General features: G+C 43.3%; 17 protein-coding genes. 9 read left to right on the plus strand and 8 right to left on the minus strand.

Annotation, left to right across the window (positions count from 1 at the left end):
• Positions 1–148: 148 nt before the first annotated feature.
• Both ITG09_17790 and ITG09_17795 read right to left on the minus strand, forming a co-directional pair.
• On the minus strand, positions 149–1,348 hold the full coding sequence (locus ITG09_17790; GenBank protein UPR54803.1) for a trans-2-enoyl-CoA reductase family protein: 1,200 nt from the start codon (positions 1,346–1,348) through the stop codon (positions 149–151).
• Between the two features lie 81 nt (positions 1,349–1,429).
• The gene (locus ITG09_17795) at positions 1,430–2,047 is read right to left on the minus strand and encodes an arylesterase (GenBank protein UPR54804.1); all 618 of its coding nucleotides are present in this window, start codon (positions 2,045–2,047) and stop codon (positions 1,430–1,432) included.
• On the opposite strand from ITG09_17795, the gene ITG09_17800 reads away from it, so the two are divergent.
• The 3 genes from ITG09_17800 to ITG09_17810 all read left to right on the plus strand — a co-directional run bounded on the left by ITG09_17800 (position 2,046) and on the right by ITG09_17810 (position 7,147).
• Positions 2,046–2,720, plus strand: a complete 675-nt coding sequence (locus tag ITG09_17800) for an ABC transporter ATP-binding protein (protein UPR54805.1) — start codon at positions 2,046–2,048, stop codon at positions 2,718–2,720. The genes ITG09_17795 and ITG09_17800 overlap by 2 nt on opposite strands.
• A 1-nt stretch (position 2,721) precedes the next feature.
• Complete coding sequence (locus ITG09_17805; GenBank protein UPR54806.1) at positions 2,722–5,160, plus strand: ABC transporter permease; 2,439 nt, start codon at positions 2,722–2,724, stop codon at positions 5,158–5,160.
• 532 nt (positions 5,161–5,692) lie between these two features.
• Positions 5,693–7,147: an FAD-dependent oxidoreductase gene (locus tag ITG09_17810; GenBank protein ID UPR54807.1), complete on the plus strand. Its 1,455-nt coding sequence runs from the start codon at positions 5,693–5,695 to the stop codon at positions 7,145–7,147.
• 170 nt (positions 7,148–7,317) lie between these two features.
• On the opposite strand, the gene ITG09_17815 is transcribed toward ITG09_17810, so the two are convergent.
• From ITG09_17815 to ITG09_17830, 4 genes are all read right to left on the minus strand, one after another.
• Positions 7,318–8,268, minus strand: coding sequence for a biotin-dependent carboxyltransferase family protein (locus tag ITG09_17815; GenBank protein ID UPR54808.1), 951 nt, complete (start codon positions 8,266–8,268; stop codon positions 7,318–7,320).
• The gene (locus ITG09_17820; protein ID UPR54809.1) at positions 8,261–9,028 is read right to left on the minus strand and encodes a carboxyltransferase domain-containing protein; all 768 of its coding nucleotides are present in this window, start codon (positions 9,026–9,028) and stop codon (positions 8,261–8,263) included. Before ITG09_17820 ends, ITG09_17815 begins: the two co-directional genes overlap by 8 nt.
• A 90-nt stretch (positions 9,029–9,118) precedes the next feature.
• Positions 9,119–9,280, minus strand: a complete 162-nt coding sequence (locus ITG09_17825) for a hypothetical protein (protein UPR54810.1) — start codon at positions 9,278–9,280, stop codon at positions 9,119–9,121.
• A gap of 1 nt (position 9,281) precedes the next feature.
• Positions 9,282–10,025 (minus strand): LamB/YcsF family protein, encoded by a 744-nt coding sequence (locus tag ITG09_17830; protein ID UPR54811.1) that lies wholly within the window; start codon positions 10,023–10,025, stop codon positions 9,282–9,284.
• Between the two features lie 170 nt (positions 10,026–10,195).
• Between ITG09_17830 and ITG09_17835 the strand changes: the two genes are divergently transcribed.
• The 4 genes from ITG09_17835 (at position 10,196) to galE (ending at position 13,988) form a co-directional block, all read left to right on the plus strand.
• Positions 10,196–10,402: a hypothetical protein gene (locus tag ITG09_17835; GenBank protein UPR54812.1), complete on the plus strand. Its 207-nt coding sequence runs from the start codon at positions 10,196–10,198 to the stop codon at positions 10,400–10,402.
• Complete coding sequence (locus tag ITG09_17840; GenBank protein UPR54813.1) at positions 10,392–10,916, plus strand: YfiR family protein; 525 nt, start codon at positions 10,392–10,394, stop codon at positions 10,914–10,916. The genes ITG09_17835 and ITG09_17840 overlap by 11 nt, the downstream gene beginning before the upstream one ends.
• Positions 10,916–12,892, plus strand: coding sequence for a diguanylate cyclase (locus tag ITG09_17845; GenBank protein UPR54814.1), 1,977 nt, complete (start codon positions 10,916–10,918; stop codon positions 12,890–12,892). Before ITG09_17840 ends, ITG09_17845 begins: the two co-directional genes overlap by 1 nt.
• Positions 12,893–12,974: 82 nt before the next feature.
• Entirely contained in the window at positions 12,975–13,988 is a 1,014-nt protein-coding gene (gene galE, locus ITG09_17850; GenBank protein ID UPR54815.1) for a UDP-glucose 4-epimerase GalE, read from the plus strand.
• Between the two features lie 345 nt (positions 13,989–14,333).
• Here galE and ITG09_17855 read toward each other — a convergent pair whose 3' ends face one another.
• Entirely contained in the window at positions 14,334–16,481 is a 2,148-nt protein-coding gene (locus ITG09_17855) for a TonB-dependent hemoglobin/transferrin/lactoferrin family receptor (GenBank protein ID UPR54816.1), read from the minus strand.
• A gap of 225 nt (positions 16,482–16,706) precedes the next feature.
• Here ITG09_17855 and ITG09_17860 point away from each other — a divergent pair, with 225 nt between their 5' ends.
• On the plus strand, positions 16,707–17,594 hold the full coding sequence (locus ITG09_17860) for a LysR family transcriptional regulator (GenBank protein UPR54817.1): 888 nt from the start codon (positions 16,707–16,709) through the stop codon (positions 17,592–17,594).
• Here ITG09_17860 and ITG09_17865 read toward each other — a convergent pair.
• On the minus strand, positions 17,583–20,267 hold the full coding sequence (locus ITG09_17865) for a bifunctional acetate--CoA ligase family protein/GNAT family N-acetyltransferase (protein UPR54818.1): 2,685 nt from the start codon (positions 20,265–20,267) through the stop codon (positions 17,583–17,585). The two genes, ITG09_17860 and ITG09_17865, sit on opposite strands and share 12 nt — an antisense overlap.
• Before the next feature lie 216 nt (positions 20,268–20,483).
• Here ITG09_17865 and ITG09_17870 point away from each other — a divergent pair, with 216 nt between their 5' ends.
• Positions 20,484–21,047, plus strand: a complete 564-nt coding sequence (locus ITG09_17870; GenBank protein UPR54819.1) for an SPOR domain-containing protein — start codon at positions 20,484–20,486, stop codon at positions 21,045–21,047.
• The last annotated feature ends 20 nt before the right edge of the window (positions 21,048–21,067 follow it).

A 21,067-nucleotide genomic window follows, 5' to 3' on the forward strand; every position in this document is an offset into this window, starting at 1 on the left:
CAACACATCCTGTGTTAATTATGATGAACCAAATAAACTGTGAATCTTACGTTAATTAAGTATAAGAAATGTTGCACAAAAAAACCTCCGCAATTTTGCAGAGGTTTTCAAATGTGAATCCGGGTCTCAGTAATGAGATAAGTTTCGATTAAGGCTTTAACTTTATAAAATCTTCTGTGTTAAGTTTTTGCCTATAGTCTACCGATGGTTGACCAAAACCGTTTAATTGCAGAAATTCCTCTTTAAACCCTTGGTAATCGCCTAAAGTTTGGAAGTTGTTTTCATCCATATTTTCTAGTAACTCAGTCACGTGTGCTTGGGTTTCTGGTTCTAGTTCCCAATCATCCATACGAATCAATCGCTCACCATCTAGTGGTACTTTTGATTGACCATAAAGTTTGGTGCTAAACAGACGCTGCATTTGCTGGATACAACCTTCATGGGTCTCTTTGTTTTTCATCACTTTATACAAAGCAAGTAGGTAAGGGCTGAGTCCTGGGATGAAAACGCTCGCTTTAGTGACTAGGGCTTTACAGACAGTCGCGTAAGCGTTGCCATCAAAGTTAGCCAACTCTAGGTTTAGTGCGTGGCTGGTTTGGTGAAGGTCGATCTTAGCGCGCCCTAATGTACCGTCTAAATAGATAGGGTGTGTGACTTCTGGACCAACATAAGAAAACGCGATTGTTTTGCAACCCGGAGCAATAGATTCAGCGTTGATAAGCTCATCAATCCATTGTCCCCAATCTTCGCCACCCATTACTTTGAGTGTGCTTTCGGCTTCTTCTTCCGTTGCAGCTTCTAGTGTGTTGGTCACCCAACTGTCATGTTCCAAAGAAATGGTCGCGCCAGTCACGCTTTCACCAATAGGCTTGATGGCAGAGCGCCAAAACTCTTCGGAATCTGGTTTAGGGCGAACACCCGCAGCTAAGCTATAGATAATCAGATCCACTTCACCTTCGAAGTAGGTTTCAATGGCTTCGACAACTTGTGAACGTGTTTCTTGCGAAAATGCGTCGCCAACGATATTGATAGCAGTGCGTTGCTCTCGTTCGGCTTCTTTTTTGAAGTAGATGTTGTTGTACCAACCAGCACTACCTAGGGATTTTTCATTTGGACCGCGCTCGAATGAGACGCCAATAGTGTCAGCTTTTGCGCCGCCAAAAGTAAGGGCAATACGAGCGGCAAGGCCAAAGCCTGAGGAAGCGCCGATAATCAGTACTCGTTTAGGGCCATCTTTGATTTGCGGCGCACTCTTAACAAACTTGATTTGTTGCTTTACGGCTTCTTGACAGCCAAGAGGGTGAGCGCTTTTGGCTACCACACCCTTGATAACAGGTTCGATCAGCATAAATAACCTTACAGTTAACGGTGATATGCACTCAGGCTAACGTAAAGCTGTGTAAAATTTATTGAGCTAGACCATTAAAACTTAAAGATACTGATATAATTCTTCGGCGACGAATTCAGCAATCCAAGGTTGAGCTTCTGGTTTTGGATGCAATCCATCGTTCATCATCCACTCAGATTTAAGGATGATATGCTCTAGGAAAAACGGTAAAAGTGGTACGTTTTGTTGATCAGCAAGCGCTGCAAAAACGTATTCAAACTGCTGGTTGTAACGCTTTCCGTAATTCGGTGGGATTTTAATCTGCATCATTATAGGTTTCGCGCCCGCAGCTTTTATCTGCTCAATGATTTGATCAAGATTTGCAGACATCAGCTTTGGTGGGAATCCACGAAGTCCGTCATTCGCACCAAGTTCAATAAGAACGGTGTCTGGAGCGTGTTCTTCAAGCAATTGTGGTAAGCGAGCTAAACCATTGCCAGTTGTGTCTCCAGAAATACTTCCGTTAACCACGGTTACCGCTTTGTCATGCTTTGCTAACGCGTCGGGTAACAGGCTTGGCCAACTCTGTTTGATGTCCATGTTGTAACCGGCACTCAAGCTATCACCAAGGACCAGTAACTTAGAATCTAACTCGGTATCTTGAGCCAAAGAAGCGGTTGAAAATAAAATAAAGAATAAAAAGGAAATTAGTCGAGTCATGCATACATCCATCATTAAAGCAGAAGCTGTTTCGAAGACAGTGTCTACTAATCAAGAACATTTAACAATCCTAGAGCACGTCGATATCGATATTCGTGAGGGCGAAACTGTCGCGATTGTCGGCACGTCTGGCGCGGGTAAGTCGACCCTAATGACGCTACTTGCTGGTCTTGATGTACCAACGAAAGGCGAAATCAGTTTATTAGGGCAGCCACTTTCACAGCTTGATGATGAGGCAAGAGCTAAGATCCGCAGTGAATCGGTAGGGTTTGTATTTCAAAGCTTCTTATTAATTCCAAGCCTTTCTGCGCTGCAAAATGTCACGTTGCCTTGTTTGTTGAAGGGAGAAGACGAAGACATCGAACGCGCGACGGCTCTGCTTGAATCAGTAGGCTTGAAAGACAGGCTTGATCACTTGCCGTCTCAGCTATCTGGTGGTGAGCAACAAAGGGTCGCGTTGGCGCGCGCATTTATGATTAAGCCAAAAATTCTTTTTGCTGACGAACCCACAGGCAACCTAGACCAACAAACTGCTGCCAAAATTGTTGAATTGTTGTTTGAATTGAACTCATCCCACGGCACAACGTTAGTGTTGGTGACACACGACCCCAAGCTTGCACAACGTTGCCAAAGAACACTTAAGATGCATGTCGGTCAGATAGAGGAAGTCTAAATTGAATTCATCAAACGGACTGAATAAACGCCTGTTTTCGTGGAGTATCGAAGAGATTCGACACGGTCAGTTGTGGCCAGTTTCAATCGCTTTAACGCTTATTATTGCTTGTGTATTTGCATTGTCGGCATTGGCCGAACGTATGGAGCAGGTAATTGTTAAGCAGGGCAAAGATGCGCTTACTGCCGATAGCGTGTTTATCTCAGCAAACCCAGTTCCACAATCCTTGTTAGACCTCACTCAAGTTGAACAATTAGAAAGCTCTCGGTTGACTCGTTTTTCAACCATGGCATTCAGTGACAACTCGATGCAGTTAGTGACGGTGAAAGCGGTTGAAAGTAATTACCCATTACGCGGCGAAATGATCTTAGAGGGCGCTGATAAAGCATCAAGTAACCATGTTAAGCCGGGTGAACTTTGGCTAGACGAGCGTATATTCGCACAGTTAGAGGTTGAGATCGGTGACAATGTCACTATTGGCGATGCCGATTTAGCGATAACTGGACGAATCACTCAAGAACCAGGCTTAAGCTTTAACCCATTCCAACAAATGCCAGCCGTGCTGATCCATACAAGTGATATCGATGCCACAGGAGCGATTCAACCGGGTAGTCGTGTTAGTTTTAGGCTGTTTCTCAACGGTGATGATACAAAACTGAAAGCCGCGCAAGACAGTGTCGAGTTAACACCGAGCGATCGTTGGCGTACTCAAGATTCAGCAAGTCGTACTAATGACATGTTCGAAAGTACGACTCAATACCTTTCTTTAACTGTGGCTATCGTTGTGATCATGGCTGCGACTACTTTGGTACTCACGTGCCAACATTATGTTGCGAGTCGCCGAAAAACCATCGCGATGCTTAAGAGTTTGGGGGCAAGCAAGCAGTGGATCGTTAAATGGTTGTCTGTACAGGTATCTCTGCTAGTGGTTATCGGTGCAGTACTGGGAATTACCATAGGTATCGGCTTGGAGTTTTTGCTTCGTATACCTCTTGGCGACTTATTACCAACGCCACTTCCTAGCTATGGCATTGAACCGGCTATCTTGGCGATTTTATCAAGCATCTTAATTGGTGTTCCTGCTCTTGGTATCCCGTTAATTGGCTTGGTCAACACCTCGGCAATCAGCGTTATTCAATCAAGTCACCAGTCCAATGAAAGCTACAAGAAATACTTGCTGTTACTGGTACCGATTATTCCAATGATGCTGATGTATGGCGACAATCTATTGGTATGGATAGTTCTAGCGGGTATCGCTTGCCTGTTCTTAGTGCTCGCAATTGTTAGTACGCTCGTTCTGCGTTTGGTTGGTAAACTACCGACATCGACATCTATGCGTTTAGCATTGAGCCGAATTAATCGCACACCATTAGCAACTGGGATTCAATTTGGATCTTTAGCGCTTTCACTGATGTTGCTGTCTATCATCTGGTTGGTAAGAAGTGATTTACTGTCAGATTGGCAGCAAACCTTACCAGAGAACGCACCGAATGCGTTTGCCCTTAACATTGCAAGTTATGAGAAAGACAGTTATCTCGAGACGATTGATGCAAACGAAGTAGAACGCACTCAAGCGTTTCCAATTATCCGAGGACGACTGACGACGATAAACGGTGTTGAAGCGTCGGAATACAGTGATACCTCTGGAGAAACAGACGCATTAAGCCGTGAGATCAACTTCACTTGGGGAGATAGCTTACCTGAGTACAATGAAGTATTAGAAGGCAGCTGGACACAAGAGCAGGGCGTATCTGTGGAATCGGATGTCGCGGAGCAACTGGATCTAAAGATTGGCGATGAGCTTTCATTCACAATCAACAGCCAGAATGTCTCTGCCAAAGTGAATAGCATCCGCAAAGTCGAGTGGCGTGAAATGAAGCCGAACTTCTACTTCATCTTTACTCCAGATGTCTTGAGCTCAATTCCTTCTACTTGGCTAGTGAGCTTCAGATTAGAAGAACAACATAATCAGATGCTCAACGAACTCTCTCGAAATCACCCAACCGTGAGTTTGATGGATATTCGCAAGATGGGTAGCAAGATCCAAGAGCTGCTCAAGCAGATTGTTTGGTCGATTACCGTACTTGCGGCGTTAGGTGTGGTGGCGGGGCTGTTGCTTATCTTCACTCTATTGCGATTGAGCTTATCTCAAAGACAACAAGAGATACGCTTGTATCGAACATTAGGCGCGAGTAAGAAACGAATTCTCAATACTATTTGGTGTGAGTACGGGTTAATGGCGTTAGTCGCAGGCTCAATTGCAGCGCTCGGTTCTGAGCTCAGCGTGGCAGGCGTTATGAACTTTGGCTTCGAGTTACAACCTTCACTACACCCGATGTTGTGGATAGCGTTACCGGTGTTAACGTTCATCACATTAGCTACGGTAGTGAATAGTTTAATCAAACGCTTGTTGGCACCAGTAAACAAGGACTTTGGTTAGTCGCTGGCAAGATTTAGCCAATCGCTTAAAACGGTCTAAAAGTGAAATCACTTATACTTAGTCATGCACTATTTATAATACGCCGCTTTAGACCGTTTTTTATATGACCAACCCGTAGCATAAGTAAAAAATATCGCACCTTAGATTCCACTCTTTTTAGCATTTTTTAAAACTAATTGCACAATAACGCCGATTTAATAAACAGAGGTTAGTCCCTGTAAACAAAGGGTTTGCGCAACTTAGCAAGAACGTTATCAACAGTTATCCACAAAAACGGTGGATAACTTTAGGGATAAGTTAACATCCATGTTTTAAGAGTGCTGAGGCAGCCTTTATGTGGCGTCACTTAGGACAAATTTGACTGTTAGAATAACCTTCAAAACTCTATCTGGGGTTATTGAGTCAAGAGATTATTTATGTTTTTTACATAGATATTAAATCCCGCGAATCTAAGACCTTGATAAAAATGTGTTTTAATTCATCGCAGAACAAAAGTAGAATAGAGACAGTTAATCTTATTCTACAGAACACGATGAACCACAACAAAACGGATAAAAATCAACCTTCTATTGCCATTGTTGGTGGTGGTATTGCCGGAACAACGAGCGCGATTCACTTTAGTGAGTTGGGTTTTAAGGTCACTATATTGGAAAAAGGGCCGAGTTTGGTTAATGGTCCACCAATTTGCCACCTGCACGCTGGCGGCAATTTGTATCGAGATATTTCTGTAGAGCAGTGTCTTCAATTGCTCACGCAGTCAATTGATACCGTCCGCTTATTTCCTCATACGATCAATATTCGCCCGACAATCATCGCCGTTCCGCACAGTGATGGTGGTGAGCCGTTGGATTTGCTTCCACGCCTTAAGATAATCAAAAGCGCTTATGCCGATCTTGTTAAACAAGATAAAAGCAACCAAGTGCTTGGTGATCCGGAAGAGTATTACAAGCTGTACAGCAAAGAAGATTTATTAGCACTTTCCGCGAAAACACAGCCTCTGAAACCAACATCGCTGGATGATTGGTGTATTCCTTTTGCGAAACATACAGATTTAGAGACCCTAAAATATCCTGTTGCTATGGTTCAAGAATATGGTTGGAGCGTATTCCGACTCTCTGCTACCGCTCAACTCTCTTTGGGGCAACAAGCTAACTGTACCGTGTTAACCAACAGCCGATTACAATCTGTTGAGTCGATAGGCCAAGCTTGGTCTTTGACTTATACAGACGCTGAAAACCAAAGCTGCCAACTAACGACCGATTACTTGATTAATGCGAGTGGGTTTGAAACGGGTATCGTGGACGACTTTGTTGGTTCTAAGCAGCAAAGACTTGTTGAATTTAAAGCTGCATACGTTACAGAGTGGCCATATTCGCAAGAATGTAATGAAGAGTGGCCAGAGGTTATCTTTCATGGCCCTAGAGGTACACCACAAGGTATGGCGCAATTAACGCCCTATGCTGATGGTGTGTTCCAACTCCACGGTATGACAGAAGGGATTACTCTGTTTGAGGGTGGGCTAGTTTCTTCATCAACAGATTCGTCACAGCCACAGCTGCCTTCTAAGCTTCTTAAGAAAATCGTATCGGGTTGGAGCGAAGAGCAGCTTGAATTAAGAACTCGCGCTGCAATAACGCATATGTCTCAGTTCATTCCAAGTTTCAGCTCTGCGTTAGTAGGTGGTAAGCCTTTGTTTGGTGCACAGCAAATACCAGGAACTGATCCTAGCTTGCGAGCTTCAGACGTTTCATTCTGTGGTGAACGTTATGCTCGACTTGAAGTAGTGAAAGCTTCTTCAACACTCGAAGCTGCACAAAAGGTTGCTGAACAATGGTTTGATATATCAGAGGCGGTATCTATTGAAGGTACGCATTCAGTGACAATGTCACTTAATTTAAATGATATTGAAAACAGAGCGATAGATTTAACACAAGAACGTGGATATCCCGAAGCGCTTGCAAAAGTGTCAGGTCAAGATCACGCTTAATAGCCAATCATCATCTACCACGCTTAACTTCTTTAATTCGGCTTACTACAATAGGTAAGCCGAATTTTCATTTCAGCATCAGCTTAGATACCGAAACTCATCCAAACTACTTCTTCCTAGCTAATTCTTCTTAGTTATATAGCACATAGCTACATAGTAATTAGCAAAGACTAGTAGCCGAAAAATTGAGCCCATTGGCACCAAACATCTTGTAAACCTAAGCGATCGCCTTTACTAAACGCGACTGCATGCCCCGGTTTGGCTTGTGCTAAGCGCGGTAAATCGATTCTGGCGACACATCCAATCTTCGGATAGCCACCAATGGTCTGTCTGTCATTAAGCAACACGATAGGTTGCCCATCTTGGGGGATTTGAATTGCACCTAAAGCAATGCCTTCTGACAACAGCGAAATGTCAGGCGAGGCGACGGGGTTGCCACTGAGTCGATAACCCATGCGATTAGAGTTTTGGTCAACGTGATACTGCGCGTTATACAAAGTCTCTTTTGCTGCCTCTGAGAATAGCTCGCTTTGATAGCCTTCAATCACTCGTAGGTTCACTGGTAGGTTGTAATCAGGCGTGTATCGGAAGGTGACACTCAACGCTTTAAATGGACGTGATAGTTGATGTTGGGTAAAAGCTATTTGCTGCCCTTGCTGGCATGGCTCTCCATCTTGCATTAATCCCCCAATCTTTTCACGAGTCACGGTAGAACAACTATCAAGAGTTGATGGAGCATCGAATCCGCCCTTAATGGCTAAATACGCCCTTAGACCATTTTTAGGTAAACCAAATGAGAGAACTTGCCCTTTAAATGCTTGAAAAGTGCGCCAGTTAGCCTGTGGTTTACCATCGAGTTTCGCTTGTAAATCACCCCCGCATAGTGCCATTTCACAATCAAAATCGATTCGTAACGCGCATTGCCCAAGCGTGATTTCCAACGCCGCTTGGTTTACTGGATTGCCCAATAGATGATTAGCCCAGCTATAAGAGTAATCATCAACCGGTCCACCTTGCGTTAATCCAAGATGAGCAACACCAAATCGTCCAAAGTCTTGAATCAAACTCAAAGGGCCTGGCTTAATCACTGTCAGTGTTGGTTTAGCTTTTGTCTTAGCCATTTATGATGCCTCCACTAATCTCCATAAACGTAAGCTCTACAAATTCTTGTCTTGAAATCGCGATGAAACGGACTGTGTCACCAACATTAAGCAGAGACAGCGGTCTTTGCGTAATATCGGCGTTCTTCAATTGGCTATGATCGAACAACGGAAGCGGGCAATTGCCAATAATATTCCAACCGCCCGGTGAATCCGAAGGGTACACAGCCGTTTTCGTGTCCGCGATAGCGATACTGCCTTTGGGTACATTTAAGCGAGGTGTGGAGTGACGGGGCACAGCAAGTTCATTAACTACATCAGACATAAACGCAAAGCCAGGTGTAAACCCAATCGCACTGACGCTATATGTCTGTGAGGTATGATATTGAATAATATCGTCCAAATTCACGCCTTTGTCTTGATACCTGACTAAGTCGAGCGCCGTTTCTGGTGAGTAATAGGCAGGAAGTTCAATCGTATTACGAGTTTTACTAACACTAGAAAAGGACGATAGAGCGTGATTCAACAAATTATGGAGTTGTTCTATGAGCTGTTGTTCTGATATTCGATAAGGGAGGTAGTCAACCAATATAGTTTGGTAAGCCGGCGTCACATTCATCAGCACCGATGCTAAATTTTGGCGAATGGCATCGGAAAAGTGAGCCATGTACTGCGCATATTCGGCGCTAGATTGATTATTTGAAGGCGATAGCGTCAACGTCACCAAAACGCTACATTCCGCGACTGGCGCTGTATTGAATTCAATCTGATTCGTCGTCATTTCGTTTCCATACGTTTGTTATCTTTCCTTTTATTAGCTGACTTGTCGTGTCTCATTTCCGTGTCCAAGCCAATACAAAACAATTAGATCTTAGGAGCGATTGATTAGGTACTCGATTGGGCGAGCGATTAGACCATGCGTCATACCAATTACACGCTTCATACCAATTACACGCTTCATGCCAATTACACGCTTCATGCCAATCAAACGCTTCATGCCAATCAAACGCTTCATGCCAATCAAACGCTTCATACTAGTTAAAAGCGTTGAGGTCTTGTCTGATTTTTCTAATTAATGCGATGGATTGAGGGTTATCCCCATGAACACAGATAGTATCAGCCTCAATAGGCAGTCTTTCACCCTCTAAAGTCGTAACCGAGCCATAGTTAATGATCTGCATGACTTGGTTATAGATATCGTCTTGATTGACGTAAACCGAGCCTTTTTGAGTACGTGGCGCTAATTGCCCGTTATTTAAATAGGCACGGTCGGCAAACGCTTCAAACAAAAGAGGCAAGTCATGATCGTCTGCAATATCTAGATACTGTTGATTGTCTGATGAAGAGAGAATCATCAAGGGGATGTTAAATTCAGCGACGGCTTGGGCTACTGCATTAAACACATCAATGTTCGCCATCATATCGTTGTAAAGGGCGCCATGAGGTTTCACATAGCCAACAGAGGTGTGGTGATAGCGGCAAAGGGCTTGTAATGCACCGATTTGATAGCACACCAGTTCACTGATCTCGTCCATGGTGTGTGGAATAGAACGGCGACCAAACCCAACGAGATCTTGATAACCGGGATGAGCACCAATTTGGGTGTGATAATGCTGTGCCAGTTTTATCGTCTTGGACATAACGTGCGGGTCAGACGCGTGAAAGCCACAAGCGATGTTTGCCATATCGACCCATTCCATGACCGACTCGTCATCGCCCATCTTCCAATTGCCGAAACTTTCTCCCATGTCGCAATTAAGCAAAATCTTCGTTGTCACGTGGTGCTAATCCTTTACGTTGAGGTAAGTAATGACGGTCTTATAAATACCATAAATAAACAGTGACCTAACTCAAACTTTCGACACCGTAGATTTACCAGTATGGCACTTCATATATAGTTGAACTATTGATTAAAGGATTAATATCTATCTGTATATTAGGTGAGCACATGATATCCCGCCAGGATTGCTTAGGACTAGCATTAACGACACCTGTTTTTGTCTCTGCTCAAGAAAAATCTCTAGACCAGTTCATGTCGATGGGCCTTGGAGAATTGTCTATGTTAGGTGTCGAAATGGTAACGGTTTGGAAAGTGACACAAAAACTCACTGACATTCCGTCGTTGGTGTATATGAGGGTCTCTAATGAATTCTAAATGGCTTAAGCTCAGCTTATCTAAACTAGGCTTTGCCGCTTTAATTATGCTTATTGTGCCTTTGAATACCTCAGCGGCTAGCATCAAGCCTTATGAAATGAAAGCGGTGTACCTTTTTAGAATTGCGAATTTTATTCGTTGGAACGATGAAAGCTCAATGAAAACTGTGAACTTTTGTGTGATTGGCGATAAAAAGGTAAGCCAAGTGTTAACGTCAATTACAGAGGGGAAATCTATTCGTTCGCTCGTAATCCAAGTTCAACAGTCGAATACTTCTAAGTGTGATATTACATATTTATCTGATCATGAAAATGATCAATTTCGTAGCCAAGAGCACTCCCCACACACTGTGACAATCAGTGACATCCCTAACTTTACAGACCTAGGTGGAGTCATTGAGCTAACGAACATCGATAATAAGCTCAAAGCTAAGATCAACCTAGATAACGCTAGGCGCGGTGACTACGTCATTGGCTCAAACCTGTTACGAATCGCTATAGTGGAGGGCCAATAATGTTGCCTTTCATTAATAACATATCGATTAAAAACAAGATGGTATTACCCATTATCATCTTCATCGTAGTCACTTTTGTTACGATTCAATCAATAAATTACACTGTCACGTTTGAAAGAGAAAAAGAGAGCCTGATTCAGCGTGTTAAAGTGCTAGCACAAGGTGTTGCTTATAACCTACAAGCCGCAATCCTATTCGAAGACAAGTCATCGGCTCAGGAAATCTTGTCAGCATTCGTTGCAGATAAAGATATTGTTAGAGTGAAACTCTATGACATTAACGAACAGCTTTTTGCTAGCTATCAGGTGAGTAACACTCTGGTTCCAAGGCCAAACGCAGATGAATTAGACGATATCGCGGAGCATCAATTTGCCATCTCTGAGCATTTCATCTTTTTACTCGTTCCTGTGAAGCTGGATGGCGTTGTGATCGCGAATTTAAGAGTCACAATATCGAAAGAAGCGTTTCATTCGATCTTAACGACTATTTTCAAGGTTGCGGCCGTCTACCTGTTGTTTCTGGTGATCTTAGGCGCAGTGCTAGTCAAAATGGTCCAACACTTGATTATCGAACCGATGTTTGATCTCAATGAGGCGATGCAAGCCTTTGTTGAACGTCGTTCCAAACAGCCTAAATTGGTCGCAACGAACCGAGATGAAATCGGTGATCTGGTTCGAGCTTTCAATACCATGCTCGATAGACTTCAACATCGCGACAACCAAATCAATTTTACGTTGGACAAGTTACAAGAAGAAAAATCGTTTGCTAATGAGGTAATTGAAACCGTTCAGCACTCGTTGTTGGTGGTGGATGAAAAAGGGCTCATCGTTCATGCGAACGCAGCTACTCGGGATATTTTTAAATGCTCAGAAGCCTTTCTTGAGAATTTGTTAATCCAAGAGTTGATCGCAACCAAGCAAACGAGTTTCTTACAAGATGTTATTGATGCCAATATTGAACTCAATGACGAATTACTGGAAACCACCGATCTCTTTCAATCAAAACGCTGGCTTCGTGTGAGCAGCCGTTCTTTGACAAAACATGGTCGTATTCTTTATGCAATCCAAGATGTCACAGACATAGAAACAGCCATGAGTCGTCAGCGTATTGCAGCGGGTGTTTTCGAAAACAGTAAAGACGGTTTAATCGTGCTGAACTCGTCCAATGTGATAACTATGGTTAACCCAGCTATCACACAACTTCTCGGTTATCACGCCGATCTGCTGGTGGGCAAAACACCATTTGAAGTATTTTCTTGGCAACAATTTTCATCACTTCTGCCGACAATTCGCAATTCGTTAGACAACTATGGGCAATGGCAAGGCGAAGTTTGGGAGAAGAGCGCGTCCGGCACGTTAATTCCTATGTTTGTCAAAGTGAATCGAGTTGCCTCAGACAGTGAGAAAGACGAGTTTGATATGGTATTAACGCTGTCTGATTTATCAAACGTCAAAGAGATGGAAAGACTCGAACACTTAGCTCATCACGATGCATTAACCGGGCTAGCAAATAGAGCGCAGCTGTATAAGGTCATAGATGATATTGTCACATCGAGCCACTATTCAAATCAGCATTTTGCGGTTATCTATTTGGATTTGGATGGCTTCAAAGAAGTGAATGATAACTATGGGCACGATGCAGGTGACGAAATCCTTAAACAAGTGTCAAACCGGTTGTTATCTCAGGTAAGAGCGGGAGATTTGGTTGCACGTTTGTCGGGTGATGAATTTGTTCTTATTATTAAACAGACAAACAAAGTCTTGTTAGCTAAGTTAGCCGAGCGATTGTTGGGTCTGATTGGGCAAGAAGTGAATTATAAACAACGTTCACTTCATGTTGGAGCGAGTTTGGGTATCCATTTAGTTGATGGCCCAGAGCGAGATATTGACGTGATTTTAAAAGTTGCTGATGAAGCGATGTACCAAGCGAAACGCAAAGGAAAAGGTCAGTTTGTGTTCTCTCGTAAGGGTAAATAGGCTCCGGTGTTTGTGAGCCAACCCTAAGTTGTTGTATCATAAGTGATAGGTTGAATAATTTTAATTTAAAGGTCTGCTAAGCATGAATGTTTTAGTTACAGGTGGCATGGGTTACATTGGTAGCCATACAAGTATCCAGATGATCAACGCAGGTATGAAACCTGTACTTTTTGATAGCTTGTACAACAGCAAGCCAAGCGTTCTAGAGCGTATCGAAAAAGTATCCGGCGTTCGCCCCAACTTCATTGAGGGTGACGTTCGTGATAAAGCGCTTTTGACTGAAACCATGAAGCAACACAACATCGAAGCGGTTATCCACTTTGCTGGTCTGAAAGCCGTCGGAGAATCTGTGGAAAAGCCTCTTGAATACTACGACAACAACGTAAACGGTACTTTAGTTCTTGTTGATGCAATGCGTGATGCTGGTGTAAAAACATTAGTATTTAGCTCTTCAGCGACGGTATACGGCGATCCTGCGAGTGTGCCAATTACCGAAGACTTCCCAACAAGCGCAACCAACCCATATGGTCGTAGTAAGCTAATGGTTGAAGAGTGCTTAACCGATTTCCAAAAAGCCAATCCAGATTGGAGCATCACACTACTTCGTTACTTTAACCCTGTAGGCTCTCATCCAAGCGGTGAGCTGGGTGAAGACCCACAAGGTATACCAAATAACCTAATGCCATTTGTATCTCAAGTAGCAGTAGGTCGCCGTGAATTTCTATCTGTATTTGGCAGCGATTATCCAACAAAAGACGGCACAGGCGTTCGTGATTATATCCACGTAATGGATCTGTCTGATGGCCACATCGCAGCGCTTGAGAAAGTAGGGCGTAAAGACGGTCTTCATATCTATAACCTTGGCACTGGTAACGGTTCAAGTGTATTGGATATGGTTAAAGCGTTTGAGAAAGCGAGCGGTAAAGATATCCCTTATAAGCTAGTCGAGCGTCGTCCGGGTGACATCGCTGAATGTTGGGCAGATCCTGCTAAAGCTCAGAAAGAACTTGGTTGGAATGCGACACGTACACTGACTGAAATGACTGAAGATACATGGCGCTGGCAGTCAACGAACCCTGATGGTTTCCCTGGTTGATCTAGTTATTTCATGAATGATTAAATTACAAAAAGATGCTTTAGGGCATCTTTTTTGATCTTAATCGAATAAAAAGTAAATTGGTGGTTAAAAAGTATCATTCCGTATCGGTTGTGTTATTATGCTCGCGAATTATATGTTTAATGTTAATTTTCTTTGGAGTTAATCATGGAACTAGGCCTAATCATCACTTTCATCATTGCTGCTGCAGTAATGGTTAAGAAAGAAATGGCAGAGAAGTAAAACGTAATTTCACTTATTCCTTTTTTATACATTTTTTAGTGAAATAAAAAAAGCCAGCATTTAGCTGGCTTTTTAGTCTCTGCAATTCAGGTTTTTAACGAATTAGAATTCGTACTTAGCTGAAATGCCGTAGTTTCTTTCTGCTTGAGTGTTCTCTTTGTACAGCTCGTCGTCGCCGCGAACGTCATTCCAACGGTAGTACTCTTCGTTAGTTAAGTTGAAAACACCACCGCGAATTGTCAGATCTTTCATCGGTTTGTAGTATGCTGTTAAGTCAACAACAGTCGCACTTGGTAGCTCAGCTTGGCCAGCATTGCCGCCATTTTCATCATCGAAGTTAATGTCTGAACCCGATTTGCTAGCCGTATAGTTTAGCTTAAGGCTAGTACCCCAGTTTTGGCTTGGAGCATCATAGTTTAGACCTAAAACAGCATTCCAAGGGTTCACGCTGTTCAATGCGTTACCGTTGCCGTCTTCACCTTCAGTGTATGAAGCAACAAAGTGTGTTGAAATACCTTCAGGCGCACCAACTAACACATCCCACAATAGTGTATTTGAGAACTCCACACCCTTAATCGTCGCAGAATCTAAGTTAACGTTAGAGTAGTGTGTCAGACCGTTTTCTTTCTTCGTGATTACCGTTTCAATGAAATCATCGTAATCACTGTAGTACGCTGCAATCTCAGACGAAGAAGCTTGAGTATTGTGACGGTACCCTAGCTCGTAAGAAATACTGGTTTCTGATTTTAGGTCTGGGTTTGGATCATTTACGTAACCATGACCTGGATTGTCATATGTATAATACAGTTCATCGAATGATGGCGCTCTAAATCCTTGACTGATTTGACCGAATACAGTGCCTGTATCAGTTAGTTTATACGTAGTACCTAAACGACCTGTAACTGCAGAATCTGAGAAATCCGTTAAAGATTCGCCAGTATTTTTACCAGGGTCTGTAGAGAAGTAATCAAAACGAACACCTGGAGTAACAATAAGTTTGTCATTCATTAGGCTAATTTCGTCTTGAACAAACAGGCCAAATTTTTGTTCTTTCGCATCAGGAGTGTATACATAAAGCTGATCATCAGTATCAGGATCAGAGTTGTACTCCATATTCGTGTTGCTTATATCGCTATGCGTATACGTCGCACCATAAACTAGGTAATGGTTGTTAATCTGTTTGTCTAACTGTGTCTCGATTTCAATCTTATCTTCGGTGTATTCGTAATCTTTTGTTTGAAGATTGTCATTGTTTGCAGGGACATAAGGTGGGAAACCAGGACCTGCAGGTTTAAAGCGCTTCGTCACCCCATTTTCTTCTTTAGAGATGTATGACACTTTGCTCGTCACGGTGTCAGCGATAGCGCCATCTGCAAACCAAATGTGCTTAATAGCGAATCGATTTTGCGTTGTGTCATCAGCACCAGTATAGCTATCGTAGCTTGAGTGGTAGATATCAGAGTCTGAAGTATCCTTAATTAGCTCAGCCAGAAACTCAATACGGTGGCTTTCATTCAATTGGTATTGCAATTTTACCAATAGGTTATCTGCAGAGGTATCTTGACCTTCAACAGCGTAGTTCTCTAAATCGTTAGAGTTACGGAAGTTTTGTAACTCTTCACCATCTCGACGAGTGTAGGCTACCAATGTTTCTAGGTCGCCAAATCGATTAGCTAATGCAACATGTTCGCTAAAAGAATTATCTTCCGAAGAATAAGACAGTTTCGCTTGGCCACCAAAATCTTCGCCATCTTTCAAGAAATCAGAAGGGTCTTTAGTTTCAAAAGCAACAACACCACCAATAGCGTCGCTTCCGTGTAAACTTGAAGCCGCGCCTTTGATTATTTCGACACTTTTCAGCATATCTGGGTCGATTGAAATACCGCTAGAATTAATAAATGCGTAAGGGCCCCCATCAAATGAACCTGGTTGCGACGAACCATCTACTAAGATTTTGACGCGTTTACCTTCCATGCCACGAATATTGATAGTTTGTGCACCTTGACGAGAGCTTGAGTTCATCGTCACACCCGGAGTGTATTCGAAGATTTCATTCACGTCTTTCGCCATGTTCTCTTCAATTTGCTTATCCGAGATGACAGTAACAGAAGCCGCTGTATTGATAAGTGTTTGATTAGTACGAGTCGAAGATACAACAACCTCGTCAAATAGGGCATAATCTTCAGCAAAGGCTGAGGTTGATGAAAGCGCTAAAACGATTGAAGCAGAGAGTAGGGATTGCTTATACATCTGATAGTTACCTTAATTCCATAGTATTATCTTGATTTGCGAAAGATAATATTGGATCTAAATGATAATTACTATTATTTGCATTTGAATTTATTTTCAATTTCGTCAGTCTAAACCTGTTTTAACCGTATAACTCGTTGTATTTTAAAAGCTTTAAACGTTCCATTTAGCTGGTGAATACTTCAATTTTTGTGATTAACCTCTCATTTATAAAGTTGGATACTGATGCATAGCCCAATAACACTTGAAGCACTACATATACTGGATGCCATCGATCGCCGTGGGAGTTTTGCGGCCGCAGCGAATGAAATGGATCGAGCACCCTCGTCACTTAGCTATCAAATTCAGAAATTAGAGCAAGACTTGGATATCATGATTTTTGACCGCTCAGGCCACCGTGCAAATTTCACGGAAGCGGGGCAATTGATACTTGAGCAAGGCAGAGTAATTCTTGGTGCGACAGAGAGATTGGTAAACGAGGCGAGCATTCTAGCCAATGGTTGGGAGCTTGATTTGACCATCGCCTTCGATGGCATCATCCCAATTGCCAACTTCTTTCCACTTGTTGATGAACTAGGCAAAATTAGTAAGACACGTGTTCGTTTACAAGAAGAGATCCTAGCTGGTTGTTGGGAATCTCTCACAGATGGTCGTGCCGATTTATTGGTATGCCCTAAGCTCGATACAATTCCAAACGATATTAAAAGTGACGTGATTGGTAAAATAGAAATGGTATGGGTCGCGGCGGCAAACCACTATGTTCATAAACGTTCTGGTGAATTCGATCAGAAAGCGAGAGAAAGTTACAGGGTGATCGCAATTGCGGATACTGCCCGTGACCAACCTGCATTAAGTATCAATATTCTAGAGAAACAACCGCGCTTAACGGTAACGAGCTTCCCCGCAAAAGTAGAAGCTCTAACGACGGGGTTAGGGATTGGCACTTTGCCGAGTGTTATCGCTAAACCACTGATCGAATCTGGCGTTCTACAGCAGATTTCGGGAACAGAACCGCAACCTATCGATATAGTGATGGCTTGGCGACGCAACAAAATGGGCGACGCCAAATCTTGGTGCATTCAACACCTTAAAAAGACATGGTCACTCAAATAGCGGCAGAACCATATCTGCCGTGCCATCTTCAAAACTTATGTCTAGCTTAAAACCGAGCTTTTGAGCTAGTGTCAGCATCCCTCTATTGGTTGGCATTGTCATTCCCGACATCTGATTGGTCTGCTTCGCCCGGCAATAGTCGATAACCTTAGTCAATAGAATACGACCTAATCCGACACCTTTTAGATCAGAGCGTATCAGTATCGCAAACTCTGCATCTGTGTTTTCTGGGTTAATCAGTGCACGAGACACACCGATGATCGCTGGAACGCCTTGTTCCTCGCGAACGACCACAAAAGCAATTTCTCTATCGAAATCAATCTGAGTGAAATTCGCCAACGCCTCATGATTGAATTCACCTACATCACTAAAGAAACGCTTATAGAGATCTTCCTTAGATACAAGATTAATGAAGTCTGCATGAAGCGGTTCATCTTCGGGTAGAATAGGGCGTAACAGCACTTCGGTTCCGTCTTTTAGCTGGATACGTTCTTCAAGCTCTACGGGGTAAGGGCGAATCGCCAACCTTTCTTGCGGATCCCCTTCGTAAGCTTTCAATATGATATCGGCATCTAATATTGTGAACTTGTCTCCGTTGGCCAGTACTGGATGGATATCTAGGTCATGTATTTCAGGGCAATCGACGACCATCTGTGATATACGAACCAATAGTTCAGAAAGACCTTCTATATCAATAGGATTAGGGAGCTTTTGTAGGCGAATCTTGCCACTTTTTATCGCTCGAATAATCAAGTAACGCGCCAGTGTCATGTTGAGCGGTGGGAAAGCAGCGGCAGCATCTATCGATTCATCCCACTCCGAACCACCTTGTCCAAGTAAAATGATGGGGCCAAAGGTTTCATCCGTTGTGACCTTAACTCGCAGTTCTTGGCCGCCTGCAAGCTTGGCCATACCTTGAATCAACAAGCCATGGATATGAGCAGTAGGGAACGACAATTGAGATCGATCGAGAATTGCTTGAGCGGCATTCGCGACTTCACTACTGTTTCGTAAATTAAGCATCACACCTTGAACGTCCGACTTATGCGCAATGTCTGGCGAGCGAAGTTTTACAGCGACCGGGTAACCGATCGTTTCAGCAATGTGCACCGCTTCACTTGGGTCGGAAGCAATCCAAGTTGGCAACACATCAAGATTGAAGTGCTTGAAAAACTGACTGTTTTGATGGGTATCAAGACTAACTGTATCTTTATCCAGTAGTTGGCGCTCTATCCAATTTTTGGCATCTGCCAAGTCTTCAATGTGCACTTTTTCTGCCGTGGTCGGCGTTTCCATTAACTGACGTTGGTTGCGTCTGTACTCGACCAAGTGCATGAATGCGACCACTGAACTTTCAGGCGTTCGATAGGTTGGGAAACCCGCTTCGGTAAACAGCTTTCTCGCTGGCCTTGCGGTTAACTCACCAGACCAATTCGTTAAGATATTAAAGCGCTTGTGGCGAGGATGCTTTTTAATCGCCTCAATAATTCGCTCTGCTGTTTTGGCTGAATGTGCGACCGCAGAAGGGCTGTGCATGATAAGAATGGCATCCGCTTCATCACCATCGAGCAAGATGTTTATGGTGTCGATATAGCGTTGATCGCCGGCATCGCCAACAATGTCGATAGGATTGCTATGAGACCAACTCGATGGCAAAACCTTACTGAGTTTATCGAGCGTATCTTCAGATAATTCTGCGAGCTTACCGCCGCGGTCAAATAGGGTGTCCACGGCCATAATTGCAGGGCCACCACCATTGGTAACAATAGCCAAGCGCTCGCCACGCAAGGGCACTGAATGAGTCAGTGTCTCTACCGCAGCAAACAGTTCATGTAAGTTCTTAACTCGTAACATGCCGCTGCGTCGGATCGCAGAGTCATAGATAATGTCTAATGTGTCGGCACCGCCAGTGTGTGCCATTGCAGCAGCTCTGCCTTTCGCGGTTCGTCCGCCTTTCAACACCAAAATTCGTCGATTGCGCGATGCCGCACGCGCTGCTGAAATAAAGCGCCTCGCATCAGTAATGCTGTCTACATAAAGCAATATCGCTTCGGTGTGAGAGTCGGTGCTAAGATAATCCAATAACTCCGAGAATTCGATATCGCTACCATTGCCTATAGAGATAAACGCAGAGAAACCGATCTCCTTGTCATTAGCCCAATCGAGAATCGTGGTACACACAGCTGCCGACTGAGAAACAAAGGCGATCTTACCGGGTAATGCTGTCACTGGAGAGAATGAGGCGTTCAAATTTAACCAAGGGACAATTACCCCCAAACTATTTGAACCCAACACTCGAATGTTGTGCTTTTTGGCAATCGCTAGGCATCGTTCATCATACGTCTCACCATTATCGCTTTCTTGCTGCATGTCGGAAGAAAGCACAATCACAGAGGCTATACCTTTCTCAGCCAGCTCTTCGAAAATGGTTACATTGCGTGTCGCATTGGTACACAAGATTGCGAGATCAGGAACGATAGGTAACGACAAAATGTTCTTGTAAGAGAGTACGCCTGCCACCGAATCATATTTCGGCGTAACCGGCATCACCGCACCTTTAAAATCCCCATGCAACAAATTGTTCATAACAATATATCCTGCGCGCGTTTCTCGTTGAGAAGCACCAACAACAGCGATTGAACGGGGTTTAAGTAGAGGATCAAGATGATTCATAGACATATCCTAGCAATGCACGTAAGTTCATCGTAACTTACTTTTCGCTTGCGGGTTGATGGCAAACTCACCGAATTCAGATGAATAAGCAAACACTGCATAAAGTTTGTGAAATAGGTCACCCGCTAATAGTGTATAATCTCAAAGTTAACTTGATTCTAAACCGTCGTATCGGCATGATTTATAGTAATTATTATTAAGGATATTGAGCTTTCCATGAAAAAATTTGCGATTGTGACTTTGCCACTGCTCTTGGCTGCATGTGTATCTGACGACTACGTTACCAATGTCACTTCAGATAGTTATCAAGAAGAGTACAAAACGGCCAAAGTTGAAGCTCCAGTTGTATCTCAATCTGAGCAAACAAGCGTTGTTGAAGAAAATGTTGTTAACGTTGTTAAGACAGAGTCTGTTGAACAAAAAGTGACTCAAACAACGAGAACTAAGCCAGTTGCGACAGTGACAGGCCCAACTCAGAAACAACAAGACATGAACCAGCGATTTGGTTACACGGTTCAAGTTGTTGCAGTGGGCAGCCAAAGTAAAGTCGATTCTTTCGTGAAAATGCTACCTACGACTTCTCAACCAGTTTGGGAAAACTACAAAATGGTTAATGGCACTAAGTGGTTCACCGTACTTTACGGAGACTACGCAACGCGCTTAGAAGCTAAAAAAGCAATCTCTACGCTGCCAACCACTTTCCAAAACTTGAAGCCGTTCGTTAAGAGTATTGATGACATCAAGAACTCGGAATACCCAACGCTTAACAAGTTAAACTAAGTTTTAATTCAGTAAGAGGG

This window comes from Vibrio cyclitrophicus (assembly GCA_023206055.1).
GTDB lineage: Bacteria > Pseudomonadota > Gammaproteobacteria > Enterobacterales > Vibrionaceae > Vibrio > Vibrio cyclitrophicus_A.